Source organism: Streptomyces narbonensis (genome assembly GCF_014649015.1).
In the GTDB taxonomy this organism is placed as follows: Bacteria; Actinomycetota; Actinomycetes; order Streptomycetales; family Streptomycetaceae; genus Streptomyces; species Streptomyces narbonensis.
This window is the reverse complement of sequence record NZ_BMSF01000010.1, coordinates 49242-69375: the sequence shown is the minus strand read 5'-3', so window position 1 is coordinate 69375 and position 20134 is coordinate 49242. Positions and strand designations below refer to the sequence as shown.

Annotated in this window: 15 protein-coding genes; 7 read left to right on the top strand and 8 right to left on the bottom strand. The window is 72.6% G+C overall.

Annotated elements, in window-relative coordinates; all coding sequences use genetic code 11:
* Positions 1-52 precede the first annotated feature (52 nt).
* Positions 53-949, bottom strand: coding sequence for an aldo/keto reductase (locus tag IE124_RS20235; protein WP_189509261.1), 897 nt, complete (start codon positions 947-949; stop codon positions 53-55).
* A complete protein-coding gene (locus IE124_RS20230) occupies positions 949-1884 on the bottom strand; it encodes an NAD-dependent epimerase/dehydratase family protein (RefSeq protein ID WP_189509260.1) in 936 nt (311 codons plus the stop codon). Before IE124_RS20230 ends, IE124_RS20235 begins: the two co-directional genes overlap by 1 nt.
* A 67-nt stretch (positions 1885-1951) precedes the next feature.
* Here IE124_RS20230 and IE124_RS20225 point away from each other — a divergent pair, with 67 nt between their 5' ends.
* From IE124_RS20225 to IE124_RS20215, 3 genes are read left to right on the top strand one after another with little or no spacing between them, the layout of a single operon-like run.
* The gene (locus tag IE124_RS20225) at positions 1952-2467 is read left to right on the top strand and encodes an Lrp/AsnC family transcriptional regulator (RefSeq protein WP_189509259.1); all 516 of its coding nucleotides are present in this window, start codon (positions 1952-1954) and stop codon (positions 2465-2467) included.
* Positions 2468-2516: 49 nt separating this feature from the next.
* A complete protein-coding gene (locus tag IE124_RS20220; protein WP_189509258.1) occupies positions 2517-2927 on the top strand; it encodes a MerR family transcriptional regulator in 411 nt (136 codons plus the stop codon).
* Between the two features lie 5 nt (positions 2928-2932).
* On the top strand, positions 2933-3268 hold the full coding sequence (locus tag IE124_RS20215) for a thioredoxin family protein (RefSeq protein ID WP_306432411.1): 336 nt from the start codon (positions 2933-2935) through the stop codon (positions 3266-3268).
* Positions 3269-3421: 153 nt separating this feature from the next.
* On the opposite strand, the gene IE124_RS35540 is transcribed toward IE124_RS20215, so the two are convergent.
* The gene (locus IE124_RS35540; protein WP_189509257.1) at positions 3422-4444 is read right to left on the bottom strand and encodes a DUF6817 domain-containing protein; all 1023 of its coding nucleotides are present in this window, start codon (positions 4442-4444) and stop codon (positions 3422-3424) included.
* Between the two features lie 145 nt (positions 4445-4589).
* Here IE124_RS35540 and IE124_RS20205 point away from each other — a divergent pair, with 145 nt between their 5' ends.
* On the top strand, positions 4590-6824 hold the full coding sequence (locus IE124_RS20205; RefSeq protein ID WP_189509256.1) for a HelD family protein: 2235 nt from the start codon (positions 4590-4592) through the stop codon (positions 6822-6824).
* Here the strand turns inward: IE124_RS20205 and glgB are convergent.
* The 5 genes from glgB to IE124_RS20180 all read right to left on the bottom strand — a co-directional run bounded on the left by glgB (position 6811) and on the right by IE124_RS20180 (position 15868).
* Positions 6811-9078: a 1,4-alpha-glucan branching enzyme gene (gene glgB, locus IE124_RS20200; RefSeq protein ID WP_189509255.1), complete on the bottom strand. Its 2268-nt coding sequence runs from the start codon at positions 9076-9078 to the stop codon at positions 6811-6813. The two genes, IE124_RS20205 and glgB, sit on opposite strands and share 14 nt — an antisense overlap.
* Before the next feature lie 224 nt (positions 9079-9302).
* The gene (locus tag IE124_RS20195) at positions 9303-10652 is read right to left on the bottom strand and encodes a maltokinase N-terminal cap-like domain-containing protein (protein ID WP_189509254.1); all 1350 of its coding nucleotides are present in this window, start codon (positions 10650-10652) and stop codon (positions 9303-9305) included.
* Between the two features lie 246 nt (positions 10653-10898).
* Entirely contained in the window at positions 10899-12593 is a 1695-nt protein-coding gene (treS, locus tag IE124_RS20190; RefSeq protein WP_189509253.1) for a maltose alpha-D-glucosyltransferase, read from the bottom strand.
* Positions 12590-14584, bottom strand: coding sequence for an alpha-1,4-glucan--maltose-1-phosphate maltosyltransferase (locus IE124_RS20185; RefSeq protein ID WP_229832632.1), 1995 nt, complete (start codon positions 14582-14584; stop codon positions 12590-12592). Before IE124_RS20185 ends, treS begins: the two co-directional genes overlap by 4 nt.
* A gap of 342 nt (positions 14585-14926) precedes the next feature.
* Complete coding sequence (locus tag IE124_RS20180) at positions 14927-15868, bottom strand: SDR family oxidoreductase (RefSeq protein WP_189509251.1); 942 nt, start codon at positions 15866-15868, stop codon at positions 14927-14929.
* 118 nt (positions 15869-15986) lie between these two features.
* On the opposite strand from IE124_RS20180, the gene IE124_RS20175 reads away from it, so the two are divergent.
* The 3 genes from IE124_RS20175 (at position 15987) to IE124_RS20165 (ending at position 20071) form a co-directional block, all read left to right on the top strand.
* On the top strand, positions 15987-16997 hold the full coding sequence (locus IE124_RS20175) for an AraC family transcriptional regulator (RefSeq protein ID WP_229832631.1): 1011 nt from the start codon (positions 15987-15989) through the stop codon (positions 16995-16997).
* Positions 16998-17174: 177 nt separating this feature from the next.
* The gene (locus IE124_RS20170; protein WP_189509250.1) at positions 17175-18605 is read left to right on the top strand and encodes a 4-hydroxyphenylacetate 3-hydroxylase family protein; all 1431 of its coding nucleotides are present in this window, start codon (positions 17175-17177) and stop codon (positions 18603-18605) included.
* Complete coding sequence (locus tag IE124_RS20165; RefSeq protein WP_189509249.1) at positions 18602-20071, top strand: MFS transporter; 1470 nt, start codon at positions 18602-18604, stop codon at positions 20069-20071. Before IE124_RS20170 ends, IE124_RS20165 begins: the two co-directional genes overlap by 4 nt.
* Positions 20072-20134: the final 63 nt, after the last annotated feature.

Below are 20134 nucleotides of genomic sequence, written 5' to 3'. Positions count from 1 at the left end.
TGCCGTGCCGGCCGTCCCGCGCTCGGGCGCCGCCAGGCCGGCCCTCCCGCGCTCAGGCGGCGCCGCCGGGCCGGCCGTCCAGCAGTGCCAGCTCCTCCGGCCCCAGGCAGAGGCCCGCCGCCCCGGCCGAGTCCCGCGCCGTCTCCGGCCGGCTCGCGCCCGGGATCGGCAGGACCGTCTCCGACCGGGCGAGCAGCCAGGCCAGCGCCACCCGCTGCGGACTGACCCCCCGCTCCCGCGCCACCCGGTGGAAGCCGCCGAACTCCGGGTCCGCCTCCAGGGCGGACGCCCCGTCGAGCGAGCTGCGCGAGATCCCGCCCAGTGGACTCCACGGCAGGAAGGCGAGACCGAGCTCCGCGCAGAGCCGCAGCTCCGCCTCGCTCTCCCGGACCGCGGGCGAGTAGCGGTTCTGCACGGAGACCAGCCGGTCGCCCAGGATCTCGCGGGCCAGCAGGATCCGCTCCGTGTCCACATTGGAGATCCCGGCCAGCCTGACCGTGCCCGCGTCGATCAACTCCCTTATCGCGCCCAGTGATTCGGCGTACGGGACGGCCGGGTCGGGCTTGTGCAGCTGGTACAGGCCGATCGGCGTCCCGCCGAGCCGCCGGGCCGATTCCTCCGCCGCCCGCCGCAGGTGCGCGGGCCGCCCGTCGACGGTCCAGCCGCCGTCCGCGGTCCGGCCGCGCCCGCCCTTCGTCGCGACGAGGACGCCGTCCGTGCGTCCCCCGTACGAGGCCAGGGCCCGCGAGACGAGCAGCTCGCCCTCGCCGGGCGCGCCGCCCGGCGGGTGGTAGGAGTCGGCGGTGTCGAGGAGGGTCACGCCCGCGTCCAGGGCCGCGTGCACGGTCGCCACCGCCCGGGCCTCGTCGGGCCGGCCCTCGATGGAGAGCGGCATCGTGCCGAGGCCGACCGCCCCGACCCGTACGTCCCCCAGTGTCCTGAGCCGCATCAGCGCACCGCCCCGGCGTCCGTCGCCTCGAAGCGCATCGCCCCGACCGTCTCGGCGACCGCGCGCGGAAGCCACTCGGCGCAGTGCCGGAAGGAATAGCCGAGTTCCGTGGCGCGGGAGTTGTCCATCCCGTAGAAGCGCGTGAAGGAGAAGGGCGAGACCTCGCCGACCTCGACCTCCCGGAAGACGGTCCGGCCGCCCGTCAGCTTCTCGATCTCCGCGCAGATGTCGGCGGTGGAGAGCAGGCCGTGGGAATGGGCGTTCACCGGTCCGGTGAATTCCGCTTCGACCGCCCAGGCGAGAAAGGCGGCGATCTCCTCCACGTACACATAGGTCGCAGGATGGTTGACCGCGGGCACGGCGATCGGCTCGCCCGACCGGATCCGCCGCGCGTAGTGGTCGATCCGGCCCGTGAAGTCGTCCTCGCCGCCCAGGACGTGGGCGACCCGCACCGAGGTCCAGGCGAAGGGCGCTCCGGGCGCCGCGAACACCGCCTCGGCCTGCCGCTTGCCCTCCCCGTAGTGCTCCTCGCGGAACTCCGGATCCTCCCAGGCCGGGCCCGTGTCCACGGTGACCGAGTCCAGGTCGAGGGCGGTCTCGGCGACCCGCTCGGCCGCGGCGGAGTGCTCGTACTCGTACACCTCGACCGTCGAGGTCATCACGTAGCGCCGCGTGCGCGTCCCGAACGCCCGCCGGGCGATCTCCGCCTGGCGCGGGGTGTAGCAGACCTGGTCCACGACGACGTCGAAGGAACGGCCCGCCAGGACGGATTCCAGCGCGGCCTCGTCGTCCCGGTCGGCCACGAGGTGCTCGATTCCCCCGGGGGTCCCGGAAGAACCCCGGTTCAGCACCGCGACCCGGTGCCCGGATTCCTGCAACAAGGCGATGAGCCGCTTTCCGAAATAGCGGTTCCCGCCGATGACCAGAATGTCCAATGCTCTCAACTCCCTTGATCCGCAGGACAAGTGTTACGTTGTGCGCTCGTTGTCTGAAGGGGGAATCATGGGAGTCCTGGCCGCCGCACCGAAGGAACCACGGTCCGCGCGACCCGCCACCGACAATTCCTCGGCGGCCGCTTTCGACGCCGTCGACCGGCAGATCCTGGACCTCCTGCAGAGCGACGGCCGGATCAAGCTCAGCGAGCTCGGCCGCCGCGTCCGGCTCAGCCCCGCGGCCGTCGCCGAGCGGGTCCGCCGGCTGGAGGCGAGCGGGGCCGTCACCGGCTACGGCGCCCATGTCTCCCCGGCCCGGCTCGGCTACGGCATCCAGGCCTTCATCCGCGTGAACCCGCACGGCGGCTACACCCTGAAGCACCCGCGGACCCTGGAGCTGACCGCGCGCCCCGAGGTCCTGGAGGTCCACCACGTGGTGGGCGAGGACTGCTGGATCCTCAAGGTCGCCGTCACCGACACCGTCCACCTGGAAGAGGTCCTGGAGCAGACCTCGGCGCTCGGCCGGACCACGACGTCGGTCGTCCTGTCGTCGCCGGTGGAGCGCAAGCCCCTGCTTCCCTCCTGAGGCCCTTCCCCTTGCCTTGACGTCGGCGTCAAGGCTTACGTTCGGGGACATGCGCATCGGAGAACTGGCCGAGCGGGCGGGCACCACCACGCGGACTCTGCGGTACTACGAGTCCCGGGGCCTCCTGACCGCACGGCGCACGGAGCAGGGGTACCGCACCTACGACGAGGACGACCTGCGGCTACTCCAGCAGATCAGGACCCTGCAGGACTTCGGGTTCGAGCTGGAGGAGACGCGTCCGTTCGTGGACTGCCTGCGCGCGGGGCACCCGGCGGGTGACGCCTGCCCCGCCTCGATCGCCGTCTACCGGCGGAAGGTCGCCGAACTGGACGGTCTGATCGGACAGCTCCAGGCGGTACGCGCCCAGATGGGTGCCCGGCTGCTGCGCGCCGAGGCGGAGCTGCCGCACGGCCCGGAGCCCCGGTGCGAGTGGGACACGGCGAGGGACACGGAGGGGTGACGGAGATGACGACGTACACGGAGGGCGTGGGCGAGGTCACGGACGCGGACTTCGGCGCGGAGGTGCTGGGGGCCGAGCTGCCGGTCCTGGTGAAGTTCACCGCGGAGTGGTGCGGACCGTGCCGGCAGCTGAAGCCGGTGCTCGCCGCGATCGCCGCGGAGGAGGCGGGGCGGCTGCGGATCGTCGAGATGGACGTCGACCGCAACCCGGAGACCACGGTGAAGTACGGGGTGCTGGGGACCCCGACACTGATGGTCTTCCGCGCGGGCGAGCCGGTGAAGTCCCTGGTCGGCGCCCGCCCGAAGCGCCGCCTCCTCCAGGAGCTGGAGGACGTGACCTAGGGGGTGTCGTCACATTCCCGTCGTCGCCCGAAGGGCGACGACGGGAATGTGACGACACCCCCTAGGGGCGCGTGCTCCGGGGCCGCTCCCGCACGCTGACCACGGCCGAGGTCCCGGGGCGCCGACCCCGGGACCTCGCCTGACGGCCGGCCGTCAGCGCAGGGTGACCCGCACCCGCCGGGTGACCAGGTTCACCGCGACGACCTCGAAGGTCAGCTCGTCGCCCTCCCGGGGCGCCAGGCCGTCGAGGTCGTCGCGGTGGACGACCGTCTCCACCCCGTCCGCGACCAGCACGATCACGCCGAAGGGGACGAGCCGGGTGACCCGGCCGGTCCGGACGCCGCCGAAGCCGGAGCGCGCGAAGGCCGCCATCGGGTCGGGCTCCAGGGCCTTGAGGGAGAGGAAGACGCGATCCCGGCTCTCGTCGACGCCCAGCACCTGGAAGACGAGCTCCTGCCCTTCGGCGATCACGTCGCCGGGCAGGTGGAACGGCCGCCAGGAGACCTCGGGGATGTTCATCATCCCCTCGACCCCGCCCAGGTCGACGAAGGTCACGTGGAAGCTCGCGATCTTCGAGACGACGCCGACACGCAGGTCCCCCGCCTCCAGCCCGCGCAGGAACGTCTCCCGTTCCTCGCCCCGCAGCGTCAGCATCTCGCGGGCGGCCTCGACGGCCGCCTCCCCGAGCAGGGGACTCCAGCGGGTGAAGAGCCGCGACAGCGTGCCGCCGTACCGCGTACGGAGCTCCTCGTTCTCCTGGAGCACGTCCAGTTCGTTGGCCGCCGTGAGTTCCGCGAGATCGGCCCGCTGCCGCCGCGTCGGGACGAAGACCGTGCCCGTGAAACGGTCGCGGAACGGGCCGTCGGATTCCGGCAGGCCCGGGTAGGAGAATTCCCGGTCGCAGCTCGCGTAGAAGTAGACGAGTTCCTCGGCCGCCGGGCCGATCGCCGCCGCCAGTTCGTCGCGCCGGGACAGGGGGAGCAGACTTTCCGCGAAACCGTCCGTACCGTAGAAGGCGTGGCAGAGGCCCGCGAGTCGCAGTTCTTCCCGGGCGCCCCAGGCCGCCAGGCGGGAAGCGACCCGCTCCAGGTGGGCGAGAAGGGTGCCGCCGGGGTGGGGGAGGGTGTCCGCGCCGAGGGTGCGGAGCAGGGTCCGTGCCGCGTCGAAGGCATTCATGGGGCACAAAAATACCCCGGCTCGGAATTGACAGCCGGGGGAATGCGAGGCGTATATTGATGAGTTCCTGTGCCTGCACGCCAAAGACGTGCGAGAAGGTTCAGGAGAAGTTCACTAAACGCACTGTATCGCGCCGGGAGTCGAATTGTCAACCGAGGAATTTCGGAACGAGCAGCAATTCATCACCGATCTCTATGCTCGACTCGACGAACTGAGGGACGAGGCCGAGGCCGCCGTCGGGAAGGCCCTGCGCACGCCGGGGGTCGGCAGCAACCAGGGCCGCCTCGAAAGGGACGTGCTGGTCGCCGAGCAGTCCGGGCTGCTCTCCGCGCTCAACGCGGGGGAGAGCGGGCTCTGTTTCGGGCGCCTGGTCTTCCAGGACGGGCGCGACCACCACATCGGCCGGCTCGGCATCCGCGAGGACGACCCGCACCGCACGCCCCTCGTCGTCGACTGGCGCGCCGAGATCGCCAGGCCCTTCTACCTCGCCACCGGCTACGAGCCCATGGGCCTCTCCCGCCGCCGCCACATCACCACCCGGGGCCGCGAGGTCACCGCCCTCCACGACGAGGTGCTCGACCTCGCCGACGCCACCCGCACCGGGCACGAGAGCCGCGACGCCGACGAGGTGCTGCTCGCTGCGCTCGACGCCGCCCGCACCGGCCGCATGCACGACATCGTGCAGACCATCCAGGCCGAGCAGGACGCCATCATCCGCTCCCCGCACCAGGGCGTCCTCGTCGTCGAGGGCGGCCCCGGCACCGGCAAGACCGCCGTCGCCCTGCACCGGGCCGCGTACCTCCTCTACGCCCACCGCGAGCAGCTCGCCAAGCGCGCCGTCCTCATCGTCGGCCCCAACCCCGCCTTCCTCGGCTACATCGGGAACGTCCTGCCCTCCCTCGGCGAGACCGGAGTCCTGCTCGCCACCCCCGCCGAGCTCTTCCCCGGCGTCCGCGCCACCGGCACCGACACCCCCCGCGCCGCCGCCGTCAAGGGCTCCGCCGCCATGGCGGAAGCCCTCGCCGCCGCCGTACGGGACCGCCAGCAGGTCCCCGAACGCGGCGCGCCCCTCCTCGTCCCGCACGAGGACGGGGACCTGGTCATCGACTGGGACATGGCCCTGGAGGCCCGCCACAAGGCCCGCGAGACCGTCCTCCCGCACAACCTCGCCCGCCCCTACTTCGTCTTCCGGATCCTGGACGCCCTCGCGGAGCAGCTCGCCGACCGCATCGGCGCCGACCCCTACGGCGGCCCCAACTTCCTCGGCCCCGACGACCGCGCGCTCCTCGCCAAGGGCATCGCCGCCAACCCCGACGTGCACGCCGCCGTCGACACCCTCTGGCCCGAGCTCACGCCCCAGGAGTTCCTGGCCGACTACCTCGCCGAGCCCACCCACCTCGACGAGGCCGACGCCGCGGCGATCCGGCGCGAGGCCGGCGAGTGGACCCCGGCCGACGTACCGCTCCTCGACGAGGCCGCCGAGCACCTCGGCCAGGACGACTCGGCCGCCCGCGCCGCCGAGGAGGCCGAGCGGCAGCGTCGGATCCAGTACGCGCAGGGCGTCCTCGACGTCAGCTTCGCCTCGCGGACCTACGAGTTCGAGGACAAGGAGGAGCTCGACGAGGACGCCTCCGAGGTCCTCTCGGCCCACGACATCATCGACGCCGAGCGCTTCGCCGACCGGCACGAGGAGGCCGACCACCGCACCGCCGCCGAGCGGGCCGCCGCCGACCGCACCTGGGCCTTCGGCCACATCATCGTCGACGAGGCCCAGGAGCTCTCCGCGATGGCCTGGCGCCTCCTCATGCGCCGCAGCCCGACCCGCTCCATGACGCTCGTCGGCGACCCTGCCCAGACCGGCGACCCGGCCGGCGTCGGCGCCTGGGAGCGGATCCTCGACCCGTACGTGCAGGACCGCTGGGAGCACGTACGCCTCGGGGTCAACTACCGCACGCCCGCCGAGATCATGGAGGTCGCCGCCGAGGTGCGGCGGGCCGCCGACCCGGCCTTCGAGCCGCCCCGGTCCGTCCGTTCCACCGGAGTCGCGCCCTGGGACCGCACGGTCGACGACCCGGTGAAGGAGGCCGCCGACGCCGTCGCCGCCGAACTCCGCACGGAGGGCCGGCTCGCGGTGATCGCCCCGGTGGAGCTGCTCCCCGGCCTGGTCGCCGCCCTGCCGGACGCCGCCGACGGAGCCGCCCCCGACCTCACCCGGCCGGTGGTCCTGCTGGACCCCCGGCAGGCGAAGGGCCTGGAGTTCGACACCGTCCTCGTCGTCGACCCGGACCGCATCGTGGCCGGCGCCCCGCACGGGGTCAACGACCTGTACGTGGCGCTGACCCGGGCGACTCAGCGGCTGGGCGTCATCAGGCCGGCCTGAGCCAGACCGTCGCCAGCGGCGGCAGCGTCATCCGCAGGCTCGACGCACGGCCGTGCCACGGCACCGACTCGGTCTTCACCGCGTCGGTGCCGACCACGTCCCCGCCGCCGTACCGGGCGGCGTCCGTGTTCAGGACCTCCGTCCAGGCGGCGAAGGTGTCCGGCACGCCCAGCCGGTAGTCGTGCCGCACGACCGGCGAGAAGTTGGAGACCGCGAGCAGCGGGGAGCCGAAGCCGTCGAAGCGCAGGAACGCGAAGACGTTGTCCTCGGTGGCGTCCCCGACCACCCACTGGAAGCCGTCCGGGGCGGTGTCCCGCTCCCAGAGCGAGGGGCTCGCGGCGTAGACCGTGTTCAGGTCCCGCACCAGGTCCCGCACCCCCCGGTGGTCCGGCTCCGCCCCGTACGACGGGTCGAGCAGCCACCAGTCGGGCCCGTGCTCCGCGGACCACTCCGCCCCCTGCGCGAACTCCTGACCCATGAAGAGGAGTTGCTTGCCGGGGTGCGCCCACATGAAGCCCAGGTAGGCCCGGTGGTTGGCCCGCTGCTGCCACCAGTCGCCCGGCATCTTCGACACCAGCGACCGCTTGCCGTGCACGACCTCGTCGTGGGAGATCGGCAGGATGTAGTTCTCGCTGTACGCGTAGACCATCGAGAAGGTCATCTCGTGGTGGTGGTACTTGCGGTGCACCGGCTCCTTGCCCGCGTAGCCGAGCGAGTCGTGCATCCAGCCCATGTTCCACTTCATGCCGAAGCCGAGGCCGCCGAAGCCGCCGGGGCCCACCTGGTCCGTGGCCCGCGTCACCCCGTCCCAGGCCGTGGACTCCTCGGCGAAGGTGACGATCCCCGGGCAGCGGCGGTAGACCGTGGCGTTCATCTCCTGGAGGAAGGCCACCGCGTCCAGGTTCTCCCGGCCGCCGAACTCGTTCGGCAGCCACTCGCCGTGCTCGCGCGAGTAGTCCAGGTAGAGCATCGAGGCGACGGCGTCCACCCGCAGCCCGTCGAGGTGAAACTCCTGGCACCAGTACACGGCGTTGGCGACGAGGAAGTTCCGCACCTCCTTGCGCCCGTAGTCGAACTCCAGGGTCCCCCAGTCGGGATGGTGCGAACGGCGCGGGTCCTCGTGCTCGTACAGCGGTCGGCCGTCGAACTCGGCGAGTGCCCAGTCGTCCTTCGGGAAGTGCGCCGGGACCCAGTCCATCAGGACCCCGATCCCGGCCCGGTGCAGCGCGTCCACCAGGTACTTGAAGTCGTCGGGCGTGCCCATCCGGGCCGTCGGCGCGTAGAAGCCGGTCACCTGGTAGCCCCAGGAGCCGCTGAACGGATGCTCGGCGACGGCCATGAACTCCACGTGTGTGAAGCCGAGGTCGCGCACGTAGTCCGGCAGCTGCTCCGCCAGCTGCCGGTACGTCAGCCCCGGGCGCCAGGAAGGCAGATGGAGCTCGTAGACGGAGAGCGGAGCCTCGTGGTGCGGGCGGGCGCCGCGCCGCGCCAGCCACTCGGCGTCGTCCCACGTGTAGTGCGAGGCGGTGACGACCGACGCGGTGTTCGGCGGGCACTCGGTGCGGCGGGCCATCGGGTCCGCCCGTACGGTGTGCGAACCGTCCGGCCGGGCGATGTCGAACTTGTAGACCGCCCCCTCGCCGATGCCCGGCACGAACAGCTCCCACACGCCCGTCGAACCCAGCGAGCGCATCGGCAGCGCGGTGCCGTCCCAGTGCGTGAAGTCACCGGTGACGCGGACGCCCCGGGCGTTCGGCGCCCAGACGGCGAACCGGGTACCGGCGACGCCCTCATGGGTCAGGACGTGGGCGCCGAGCGCCGTCCACAGCTCCTCGTGCCGCCCCTCACCGATGAGGTGCAGGTCCAGCTCGCCGAGGGAGGGCAGGAAGCGGTACGGGTCGACGACGCCGAGCTCCTCGCCCCCGTCCTCGTACCGCACGCGCAGCTCGTACGCGGGCACCTTCCGCAGCAGCGGCAGCAGACCGGAGAACAGGCCGTCGCCCTCGTCGTGCAGCGTGACCCGACGGCCCTTCGCCAGGACCGTGACCTCCTTGGCCCACGGCCGCAGCACGCGCACCACGACGCCGCCCTTGACCGGGTGGGCGCCCAGGAGGCCGTGCGGGTCGTGGTGCTCGCCCGCGAGCAGCCGGGCCCGGTCACCCGGCCCGATGGGTGGCGCCTTCCGTACGGCGGTCCGGTCCGGTGCGGGCGTCTTCCGGGCGCGGGACGTCTTGCCTGCGGATCGGGCGGTCACGGGGGTGCCTCCTGGAGGGCGGGAACGAGGGATGTGGGTGTGCGTGTCCACGGTTGTCCACGGGGTAGGAAACGGCCCCCCGAGGGCGCGGGACACTCGGCCGAACGGGGCGCGTGCGGGTCACCGCAGGCGGGAGTGGTGCGAGTGCCCCGCGCGACTGGGCCGAACGGGTCCGGCGCCCCGCCCGTGGGGGCGGGGCGGCCGGCCGCGGGGGCGGGGGGGTGTCACCGGGGTGCGGCGAGACGTTCGATCGCGGACATGGGAACCGGGAGCCAGTCCGGACGGTGCCGGGCCTCGTACACGACCTCGTAGACCGCCTTGTCGGTCTCGTAGGCGCGCAGGAGCGCCGGGTCGGCGCGCGGGTCGACGCCCGCCGCCTCGGCGTAGCCCGTGCAGTAGGCGGCACGGCAGCGCGCCGCCCAGTCCGCGTTCCACGGCCGGTGGGTGCGGGCCGCGTAGTCGAAGGAGCGGAGCATGCCCGCGACGTCCCGGACCGTGGGTTGCGGACTCCGCCGCTCGTCCAGCGGCTTCGCCGGCTCGCCCTCGAAGTCGATGACGGCCCAGCCGCCGTCCGAGCCCCGCAGGGTCTGCCCCAGGTGCAGGTCGCCGTGGATGCGCTGGAGCGCCCCCGCGCCGGGCGCCTCGCCGGCCGCGGCGAAGACGGCCCGCAGCCCCGGCACGAACGGCAGGAGGGCCGGCACCGCCTGCGCCGCCGCGTGCAGCCGCCGGTCCATCGCCGCGGCGAGGTGCTCGGTCTCGGACCGCGGCAGCCGCAGGGTCGGCAGCGCCCCGGCGAGCGCGAGGTGCACTTCGGCCGTGGCCCGGCCGAGGGCCCGCGCCTCGGTGGTGAACTCCCGGCCGTCGGCGAGCGCGTCGAGCGCGAGCCGCCAGCCGTCCCGGGAGTCCCGGAGGTAGGGCTGGAGGACGCCGAGGGTCGCGGCCCCCGACTCGAACCAGGCGACCGGGGCCGGTACGCGCGCGCAACCGGCCCTGCTCAACGCGAGGGGCAGTTCGAGGTCCGGATTGGCCCCCGGGCTGACCCGCCGGAAGATCTTCAGGATGAACGAATCCCCGTACACCAGGGAGGAGTTGGACTGTTCCGCGTCGAGCACGCGGGGAGCGAGCGCGGGCGGTAGCGCGGTGGTGGCGTGGAAGCGCAGCGGGCCGGTCCGGCCCGGGGAGCGCAGCCGCTCGTAGAGGAGTCCCGCGAGCCGCGGGTCGCGCAGCCCTTCGTAGACCGCGCGTCCGGCGAGCGGGCCCTGCCGGATCCGCCCGATCAGGGCGGGGGCCAGGCGGGGCGGCAGCTGGGTCCGTACGCCCAGGAGCAGTTGGTAGCAGTCGGCGGGCGTGCCGGCCGGGCGGCCGGGCTGTTCGACCCGTACGAGCAGATGGAGGAGCCCGGGGCCCGCGCCGTCCAGGGGGAGCAGCTCGGTGGCCGCGTCCAGGGTGAATCCGATGACCCGACGGCCCTTGCCCGCGAACCAGCGCTGCCGTGGCAGCCATTCGTGGAGCAGGGGAGCGAGGGACGGAAGGAGGGCGTCCGGGGCCCGGGTGGTGGATGCGGTCTCCGGCATGGCATCGCGTCCTTTCCCCGGGGCGCGCAGTGGGCTGTTGTATGCGTTCAAATGCGCAGAGTGTCCCGGATGGCGGCTTGGACTGTCCGGATGTGCGGGACGTGTCGGGAGGGGAAGATCCGTATGGGCCCGACAAGTAGGCCCGTATGGACCTGAATCGTGCTGCGGAACGTGTGTGGGTCACAGTGCCCAGAGTGGGACGGGAGGAAACCGTCCCACCCAGGACGAATCCGAACTGACCGGTGGTCAGCCCTTCTTGAGACGGAACCAGTAGAAGCCGTGTCCCGCAAGGGTCAGGAGGTAGGGCAGCTCGCCGATGGCGGGGAAGGTGACCCCGCCGATCAGCTCCACCGGCTGGCTGCCGGCGAAGCGTCGCAGGTCGAGCTCGGTCGGCTGCGCGAAGCGCGAGAAGTTGTTCACGCAGAGGACCAGATCGTCGCCATCCTCCCGGAGGAAGGCGAGCACCGCCGGGTTGGACGCGGGGAGTTCGGTGTACGTCCCGGTGCCGAAGGCCCGGTTCTGCTTACGGATCTCGATCATCCGCTTGGTCCAGTGCAGCAGAGAGGACGGCGAGGCCATGCCCGCCTCGACGTTGGTCACCTGGTAGCCGTGGACCGGGTCCATGATGGTCGGCAGGTAGAGCCGTCCCGGGTCGCAGGAGGAGAAGCCGGCGTTCCGGTCGGGTGTCCACTGCATCGGGGTGCGGACGCCGTCCCGGTCGCCCAGCCAGATGTTGTCGCCCATGCCGATCTCGTCGCCGTAGTACAGCACCGGCGAACCGGGCAGCGAGAAGAGCAGCGCGGTGAACAGCTCCATCTGCTTGCGGTCGTTGTCGAGGAGCGGGGCGAGACGGCGCCGGATGCCGATGTTGGCTCGCATCCGCGGGTCCTTGGCGTATTCGGCGTACATGTAGTCGCGCTCTTCGTCCGTGACCATCTCGAGCGTGAGCTCGTCGTGGTTGCGCAGGAAGATGCCCCACTGGCAGCCGGAGGGGATCTCCGGGGTCTTCGCCAGGATCTCGGAGACCGGGTAGCGGGACTCTCGCCGCACGGCCATGAAGATCCGTGGCATGACCGGGAAGTGGAAGGCCATGTGGCACTCGTCGCCGCCCGAGCGGAAGTCGCCGAAGTAGTCGACGACGTCCTCCGGCCACTGGTTCGCCTCGGCGAGCAGCACCGTGTCCGGGTAGTGGTCGTCGATCTCCTTGCGGACCCTCTTGAGGAAGCCGTGGGTGGCCGGGAGGTTCTCGCAGTTGGTGCCCTCCTGCTGGTACAGGTACGGCACCGCGTCGAGCCGGAAGCCGTCGATCCCCAGGTCCAGCCAGAACTTCAGCGCGGACAGGATCTCCTCCTGTACCGCCGGGTTCTCGTAGTTGAGGTCCGGCTGGTGCGAGAAGAACCGGTGCCAGTAGTACTGCTTGCGGACCGGGTCGAAGGTCCAGTTGGAGGTCTCCGTGTCGACGAAGATGATCCGGGCGTCCGCGTACTGCTTGTCGTCGTCCGCCCAGACGTAGTAGTCGCCGTACGGTCCTTCCGGGTCGCGCCGGGACTCCTGGAACCACTCGTGCTGGTCGCTCGTGTGGTTCATGACGAAGTCGATGACCACCCGCATACCCCGCTGGTGTGCCGAGTCCACGAACTCCACGAAGTCGGCCAGGTCGCCGAACTCGGGGAGCACAGAGGTGTAGTCCGCGACGTCGTAACCTCCGTCCCGCAGCGGGGACTTGAAGAACGGCGGCAGCCAGAGGCAGTCCACGCCCAGCCACTGGAGGTAGTCCAGCTTGGCCGTGATGCCCTTCAGGTCGCCGACGCCGTCGCCGTTGCTGTCCTGGAAGGAGCGGACGAGGACCTCGTAGAACACCGCCCGCTTGAACCAGTCGGGATCGCGGTCCTTGACGGGGGTGTCCTCGAAGGTGTCGGGGACGGGCTCGTTGACAGTCATGTGGTGGGTGACCCTCCGGTCTGCGGGGACGGTCGCAGGACGAGGACGTGCGCGGGTGTGACACCCGGTTCCAGGCGCACGTAACTGGCCCTGCCCCAGTGATAGGTCTCGCCGGTGAGCTCGTCGCGCACCGGCACGGTCTCGTGCCAGTCGAGGCCGAGTTCCGGCATGTTCAACGAGAGTGAAGCCTCCTGGGTGTGGTGCGGGTCGAGGTTGACGACCACCAGAACGATGTTCGAACCCGAGCGCTTCGAGTACGCGATCACCTGCGCGTTGTCGGTCTCGTGGAAGGTGATGTTCCGCAGCCTGCGGAGCGCCGGGTGGCGGCGCCTGATCCGGTTCAGGGCGGTGATGAGCGGGGTGATCGTCGCCCCGGCCCGCTCCGCCGACTCCCAGTCGCGGGGCCTGAGTTCGTACTTCTCCGAGTCCAGGTACTCCTCGCTCCCGGCCCGCAGCGGGGTGCCCTCGCACAGCTCGTACCCGGCGTACATGCCCCAGGACGGCGAGAGCGTCGCCGCGAGCACCGCCCGCGCCTCGAATGCCGGGCGGCCGCCCTCCTGGAGGTAGGCGTGCAGGATGTCGGGGGTGTTCACGAAGAAGTTCGGCCGCATCTGCGCGGCCGTCTCGCCGGACAGCTCGGTCACGTACTCCGTCAGCTCCTCCTTGGTGTTGCGCCAGGTGAAGTACGTGTACGACTGCTGGAAACCGATCGCGCCGAGCGTCCGCATCATCGCCGGCCGCGTGAACGCCTCCGCCAGGAAGATCACGTCCGGATCGGCCCGGTTGATCTCGCCGATCACCCGCTCCCAGAACACCACCGGCTTGGTGTGCGGGTTGTCCACGCGGAAGATCCGCACCCCGTGGTCCATCCAGAACCGCAGCACCCGCACGGTCTCCGCGACGATCCCGGCCATGTTGTCGGCGGCACCGTCGAAATCGATCGGGTAGATGTCCTGGTACTTCTTCGGAGGGTTCTCCGCGTACGCGATCGAACCGTCCGACCGGTGGCGGAACCACTCCGGGTGCTTCTCCACCCACGGGTGGTCCGGCGAGCACTGGAGCGCGAAGTCCAGCGCGATCTCCAGGCGCAGCTCCCGCGCCCGCGCCACGAAGGCGTCGAAGTCCTCGAAGGTGCCGAGGTCCGGGTGGAGCGCGTCGTGCCCGCCCTCCGGGGAGCCGATCGCCCACGGCACGCCCACGTCGTTCGGGGACGCCGAGAGGGAGTTGTTCGGGCCCTTGCGGTGGGTCTCGCCGATCGGGTGGACCGGCGGCAGGTACACCACGTCGAAGCCCATCGCCGCGATCGCCGGGAGCCGTTCGGACGCGGTGCGGAAGTTCCCCGGGACCGTACGGCCCTTGACCTTCCGCACGCCCTCCGAGCGCGGGAAGAACTCGTACCAGGAGCCGAACAGGGCCCGCTCCCGCTCCACCTGCAGCGGCAACGCGGGGGAGGCGGAGACGAGTTCGCGCAGCGGGTGGCGGTCGAGCGACTCGACGACGCGGGGCGCGAGCGCCGCCGCGAGCCGGACCGCCGCCGGGCGGGAGACGTCGCGCAGCGCGTCCGCCGCGGCCAGCACGGCCTCCCGGCCGCCGCCCTTCTTCGGGACGCCCTTCGCGGCCCGCTCGTGCAGCTCGGCGCCCTCGGCGAGGACGAGTTCGGAGTCGATCCCGGCCGGGATCTTGATCTTCGCGGTGTGCCGCCAGGTGGCCACCGGGTCGCTCCACGCCTCGACGGTGTACGTCCACGTGCCCTCGGCGTCCGGGGTGACCTCGGCGCCCCACCGGTCGGTACCGGGGGCCAGTTCGCGCATCGGGGTCCACGGGCCGGGGCGGCCGGACGGGCCGCGCAGCACGACATTGGCGGCGACCGCGTCGTGCCCTTCGCGGAAGACGGTCGCCGTCACCTCGAAGGTCTCTCCAGCCACCGCTTTCGCGGGGCGCCGGCCACAGTCGACCAGCGGGCGGACGTCCAGTACGGGAATGCGTCCCATGAGCGGATTCACAGCATCACCTGACGGGTTACGGGGGTGCGGGTGGTGGTGCGCTCTTTCTAGCTCCGTCGGCGGCCGGCGGGTTGCGGGCATGACGGCTCCTGTCCGCGTTCACTCGAATGGCGGGTCCACAGGGAGTACGGGTTCCAGGGGGTCCGGGGGTGTGGGTACCGGAGGAGCCTTCCCACAGTTCTCGGGTGGGCAATCCGGCGCTTTGTTAACTACTAGGACGTAGCCGTACCGGCAAGCGAACGGACGACCGAAAAAAGCCCCGCCTCGGCGAGGCAGGGCTCTTCACGGGTCGGCCGGAGGCAGGTACCGGCGGCCGGATGGGCGGGTGGGTCAGCGGCGCGGGGAGGCGTCCGGCTCCTCCGCGTCGGTCGACCAGACCTGCCACGGCTGGCGGGCCACCCACTCCTCCACCGGGGCCCGTTCGAGCGCGAGCGCCTCCGCCGACACCCCGTCGTCGCCGCCCATGAGCAGCGGGTCCGCGCCGCTCGCCATGTAGTGGTAGATCCCCGCCACCCCGGCCGCCGCCACCGGACCGAGGAGCCCGGCGAGGCCGTGCTCGAAGTCGACCGGATCCAGCTCCTGATAGCGCACGGCCCGGCCCAGGCCCCGGCCGAACGCCGCCGCGAGCTCGCCGCCCGTCAGCGCCGCCGCGCCGCCGATGTCGAACGTCCGCCCCTCCAGGCCCTCCCGGGTCAGCGCCGCGAGCGCCGCCTCCGCCAGACCCCGGTGCGAGAGCCACGCCGTCCGCACCGACTCCGGCAGCGGATAGGCGAGCACGCCCTCGTCGACGAGCGCCGGACCGTTCCACGGCGAGAAGAGGTTGTCGAGGTAGACCGGCGGCCGGATCACCACCAGCGGCACCCCGCTGTCCCGCAGCACCCGCTCCGCGAGCCGCCGCGTCTCGAAGGCCGGGAAGCCCGTCGGGGCGTGCGGGACCCGGGTGTTGGTGTTCAGGACCAGCCGGACCGTGCCCGCGCGCAGGGCCGCCTCCGCGACGTTCCGCGCGTACGCCTCCACCCGCTCGGGGTCGTACACCAGCGGCATCGTGACGAAGGCGTGCGTCGTCCCCTCGAAGAGCCGCCGCACGTCGTCCGGCCGCCCCAGGTCGCCGGCGAGGAAGAAGGCACCGGGCAGCGGCGGCCGGTCGGCCTCCGGGCGCCGCGTCAGCGCACGGACCCGGTGGTGCCGCTCGGCCAGCAGACGGGCCACCGCACCGCCCTGGAATCCGGTCGCGCCCACGACCGCCACCCGCATCGGAATCTCTCTGGACATGTCTTTCTGAGGCCCTTCGATAGGCTGTCGCTGCTGTCGTGTCGGCTGCCTTCCAGGCTCGTCGCGGCGGCTTCGGCTGTTCAATTAACAAACCGGGGCGGAAGTTGAAGGATCGTCCATGGATACCGTGGGAACCGACCGTCACGACCGGCACCACCGGCGCGAGCACGATGCCCGGCAGCCCGGCGCCGAGCACGAGGACCTGCTGACCGAACTCCTGAAACCCCTCCGGCTCACCGGAGTCTTCGACAGTCGCTGGCACGTCCGGGCCCCCTGGGCCATCGAAGGCGACGCCGAACGCAGCTGCGCCGTCCTCCACTACGTCGTCGAGGGCGACTGCTGGATCACCACCGACGGCGAGGCCTCCCTGGAACTGCACGCCGGAGATCTCGTCGTCTTCCCCACCGGCACCGCGCACCGCCTCGCCGACCGCCCCGAACGCCAGGGCGTCCCCCTCAAGGCCGTCCTGCCCGAACGGCAGCCCGGCACCTCCGGCGAGATCGTCATCGAGGGCACGGGCCCCGAGGCCCGGCTGCTCTGCGCCGGACTCCACTACGACGCCGGCGCCGCCACCGGCCTCTACACCTCCCTGCCCTGGGCCCTCGTCCTCGACCGCGCCCAGGTCGACCGCGAGCCGCTGCTCCGCGACACCCTCCGGCTGCTCGCCTCCCCCGACCGGCCCGTCGGACCCGGCGACCGGCTCATCACCCTGCGCGCCTTCGAGATGGCGCTCGTCCTCGCGCTCCGCCCGCTGCTGCGCGAACTCGCGGGCAGCCCCGCCTCGTTGCCCATGCTGCGGCACCCCGGCATCAGCCGGGCGGTGGTGATGATCACCACCCGCTTCGCCGAGCCCTGGCGGATCGACTCCCTCGCCCGGGAGGTCGGCATGTCCCGCTCCGCCTTCACCGCCGCCTTCCGCGAGCTCGTCGGCGAGTCCCCGGCCCGCTACCTCGCCGCCCGCCGCATGCAGGAGGCCGTACGGCTCCTCACCGAGACGTCGCTCCCGCAGTCCGCCCTGCCCGCCCGTATCGGCTACCAGAGCGCCGTCGGCTTCCACCTCGCCTTCCGCAAGTGGTTCGGGGTGACGCCGGGCGAGTACCGCGCGGGAGGCGGCGCCAGGGCCGCCTGAACCGGCCGGGTCGCCTCCCGCGGGCCCCCGGGGGCGCCCCGCGGCGGATGTCCAGGCGGCGCGCCGGGCCTGGACGGTTCATAAGGACCCCTGGACGGACGTTCATTGCCCGGACGCTCCGCGCCGGACAGGCTCGGGACGGCAGAGCCGTGACACCCGAGGAGAGGCGAGCGACCGGTGACGAGGTCCGGGCAGGAGTATCTGGAGGCGCTGCGGGACGGGCGCGAGATCTGGCTCGACGGGGAGCGCGTCAAGGACGTCACCGCCCACCCCGCCTTCCGGGCCTCGGCGGCCTCCTTCGCCGGCCTGTACGACCTCGCCGACGACCCCGCGCACCACCCGGTCCTGGTCCAGGGCGGGGTGCGGCGCGCCTTCGCCGTGCCCCGGTCCTACGAGGACCTGGTGGCCCGGCGCCGGGCCTTCCGGACGACGGCCGAGGCGAGTTACGGCTTCCTCGGCCGGACCCCCGACTACATGGCCGCCGGCGCGGCCGGCTTCGCCGCCGCGCCCGCCGTCTTCACCGGCGACGCCTTCGACGGCGCCGAGCAGGCCCTCGGCTTCCACCGCCGGCTCGCCGAGGGCGACCTGCATGCCGCCTTCACCCTCACCAACCCGGCCTCCGGCGCCGGCGCGGACGACCTCACCCTGCGGATCACCGGGGAACGGGACGGCGGGATCGTCGTCCGCGGCGCCAAGACCATCGGCACCGGGGCCGTCTTCGCCGACGAGATCCTCGTCGGCACCATCGAGCCGCTGGCCGAGGACGACCTCGACCACGCCGTGACCTTCTCCTTACGCCTCGACACCCCCGGCCTCAAGCTGATCTCCCGCACCTCCTACGAGGGGCGGTCCCGGTCCGTCTTCGACCATCCGCTCTCCTCCCGGTACGACGAGAACGACGCGATGCTCGTCTGCGAGGACGTGTTCGTGCCCTGGGAACGGGTCCTCACCTACCGGGACCCCGCCACCACCGGGGCGATCTGGTGGCACACCCCCGCCTACCTGAACTTCGTCCACCAGTCCGCCACCCGCTTCTGGACGAAGCTGGAGTTCCTCACCGGCCTCGCGATCCTCGTGGCCCGCTCCCACGGCACCGACAGGCTGCCGCCGGTCACCCAGGCCCTCGGCAGGCTCCTCGGGATGGTCGCCCAGGCCAAGGCCTTCGTCCTCGGCTCCGAGGCCTCGTACGAGGAGGTCGACGGAGGCCGCGGCGGGGTCCGGCCGGGCCAGGAGATCTCCTTCGCCCAGCGGATCATGGCCGGCGAGCTCTACCCACGTGCCGTCCAGGACATCAAGCTCCTCGCGGGCGGCGCCCTCGTCCAGCTCCCCGCGAGCGGGCGGGACCTCCTCCACCCCGAACTCGGCCCGCTGGTCCGGCAGTACTTCCGCACCCCGGGCCACCCCGCCGAGGACCGCGTCAAACTCCTCAAGCTCGCCTGGGACGCGCTCGGTTCCGAGTTCGCGGGCCGCCACGAGCAGTACGAGCGCTTCTACCACGGAGCCCCCCACGTCTACCTGACCATGCAGACCTGGGCCGGATCCGCCGACGCCTGCGAGCGGCTCGCCCAGACCTGCCTCGACGGCTACGGCCTCGGGACGACCCGGTGACGACACCCCGACCGGGGCCGCGGCGCGGGGCGCTCGCGCTCCTCGCCTCCACGCAGTTGCTCCTGATCACCGACACCGCGATCGTCAACGTCGCCCTGCCCTCCGTCGGCGCGGACCTCGGCTCCGGCTCCACCGGCCTCTCCTGGGTCGCCAACGCCTACCTGATCACCTTCGGCGGACTGCTCCTCCTCGGCGGACGCGTCGCCGACCTCCTGGGCCACCGGCGGGTCTTCCTCGCCGGCCTCTCCCTCCTCGCCGCGGCCTCCGCCGCCGGCGCCCTCGCCCCCGGTGCGCCCGCGCTCGTCGCCGCCCGCGCCGCCCAGGGCGTCGGCGCTGCCCTCGCCGCGGCCGCCGCCTTCGCCCTGCTGCTCCTGCTCTTCCCCGACGGCCCCGCCCGGCACAGGGCGCTCGGCGTCTTCGCCGCGATGGGCGGCCTCGGCGGCGTCCTCGGCACGGTCCTCGGCGGCGCCCTCACCGGCCTCCTCGGCTGGCGCTCCACCTTCTGGCTGAACGTCCTCCTCGCCGCCGCCCTCGCCGTCCTCGCGCTCCGGCTCCTCGACGACCGCGCAGGCCGCCCCGGGACCGGCGGCTTCGACCTCGCCGGGGCCCTCACCGCGACCGCCGGACTCGGACTGACCGCCTACGCGCTCGTCGGGGGGACCGAGGCCGGCTGGACCTCCGCGCGCACCCTCGGCGCCGGGGGAGCGGGCCTCGCGCTGCTCCTCGCCTTCGCCGCCGTCGAGACCCGCGCCGCCGCGCCGCTCGTCCCGCCCCCGGTCCTCCGCCGCCCGGCGCTCCGCCTCTCCAACACCCTGGCCGCACTCGCCCAGACCACCCTCTTCCCGATGTTCTTCCTGGTCAGCCTCTACCTCCAGAGCGTCATCGGGTACGCCCCCCTCGGCGGCGGCCTCGGCCTGCTGCCGCTCTCGCTCGTCGTCGTCGCGGTCGCCCCGCAGACCGGCCGGGTCATCTTCCTGCTCGGCCTGCACCGGGCCATGACCCTCGGATTCGTCCTGCTCTGCGCCGGAACCCTCTGGCTGGCCCTCGCGCTCACCCCCGACGGCACCTTCGCGAGCACGGTCCTCGCACCCAGCCTGCTCATCGGCGCCGCCCTGCCGCTCGTCATGGTCACCACCAACGTGGCCGCGACGGCCGAGGCGGCGCCCGAGGAGACCGGACTCGCCTCCGGACTCGTCAACACCAGCCAGCAGTTCGGCTCCGTCCTCGGCCTCGCCGTCCTGGTGGCCGTCGCCACCTCCCGTACCCGGGCCGGTGCCGAGGCCGGTGCCGATCCCGGGGCCAGGGCCCTGGAGGCCGCCCGCGCCGCCGCCGAGACCGCGGGCTTCCGCGCCGCGCTGCTCACCGGCGCCGCCTTCGCAGCCCTGGCCGCCCTGCTCTCCGTACGCCTCCACCTCCCCGAGCCGGCCGAGCCCCCGGAGGGCGCCCACGCACCCGACCCCCGCTGACCAACCGCACCTTCCCTCCGAACGACCGCACACGTACGACGCCCACGACCACCTGGCGGGTGA

Excerpts from the sequence above, each read along its gene's own strand:
- IE124_RS20235 (WP_189509261.1), bottom strand. The coding sequence starts at position 949 with ATGCGGCTCAGGACACTGGGGGACGTACGGGTCGGGGCGGTCGGCCTC.
- IE124_RS20225 (WP_189509259.1), top strand. The coding sequence starts at position 1,952 with ATGGGAGTCCTGGCCGCCGCACCGAAGGAACCACGGTCCGCGCGACCC.
- IE124_RS20220 (WP_189509258.1), top strand. The coding sequence starts at position 2,517 with ATGCGCATCGGAGAACTGGCCGAGCGGGCGGGCACCACCACGCGGACT.
- IE124_RS20215 (WP_306432411.1), top strand. The coding sequence starts at position 2,933 with ATGACGACGTACACGGAGGGCGTGGGCGAGGTCACGGACGCGGACTTC.
- IE124_RS35540 (WP_189509257.1), bottom strand. The coding sequence starts at position 4,444 with ATGAATGCCTTCGACGCGGCACGGACCCTGCTCCGCACCCTCGGCGCG.
- IE124_RS20195 (WP_189509254.1), bottom strand. The coding sequence starts at position 10,652 with ATGCCGGAGACCGCATCCACCACCCGGGCCCCGGACGCCCTCCTTCCG.
- treS (WP_189509253.1), bottom strand. The coding sequence starts at position 12,593 with ATGACTGTCAACGAGCCCGTCCCCGACACCTTCGAGGACACCCCCGTC.
- IE124_RS20185 (WP_229832632.1), bottom strand. The coding sequence starts at position 14,584 with ATGGGACGCATTCCCGTACTGGACGTCCGCCCGCTGGTCGACTGTGGC.
- IE124_RS20180 (WP_189509251.1), bottom strand. The coding sequence starts at position 15,868 with ATGTCCAGAGAGATTCCGATGCGGGTGGCGGTCGTGGGCGCGACCGGA.
- IE124_RS20175 (WP_229832631.1), top strand. The coding sequence starts at position 15,987 with ATGGATACCGTGGGAACCGACCGTCACGACCGGCACCACCGGCGCGAG.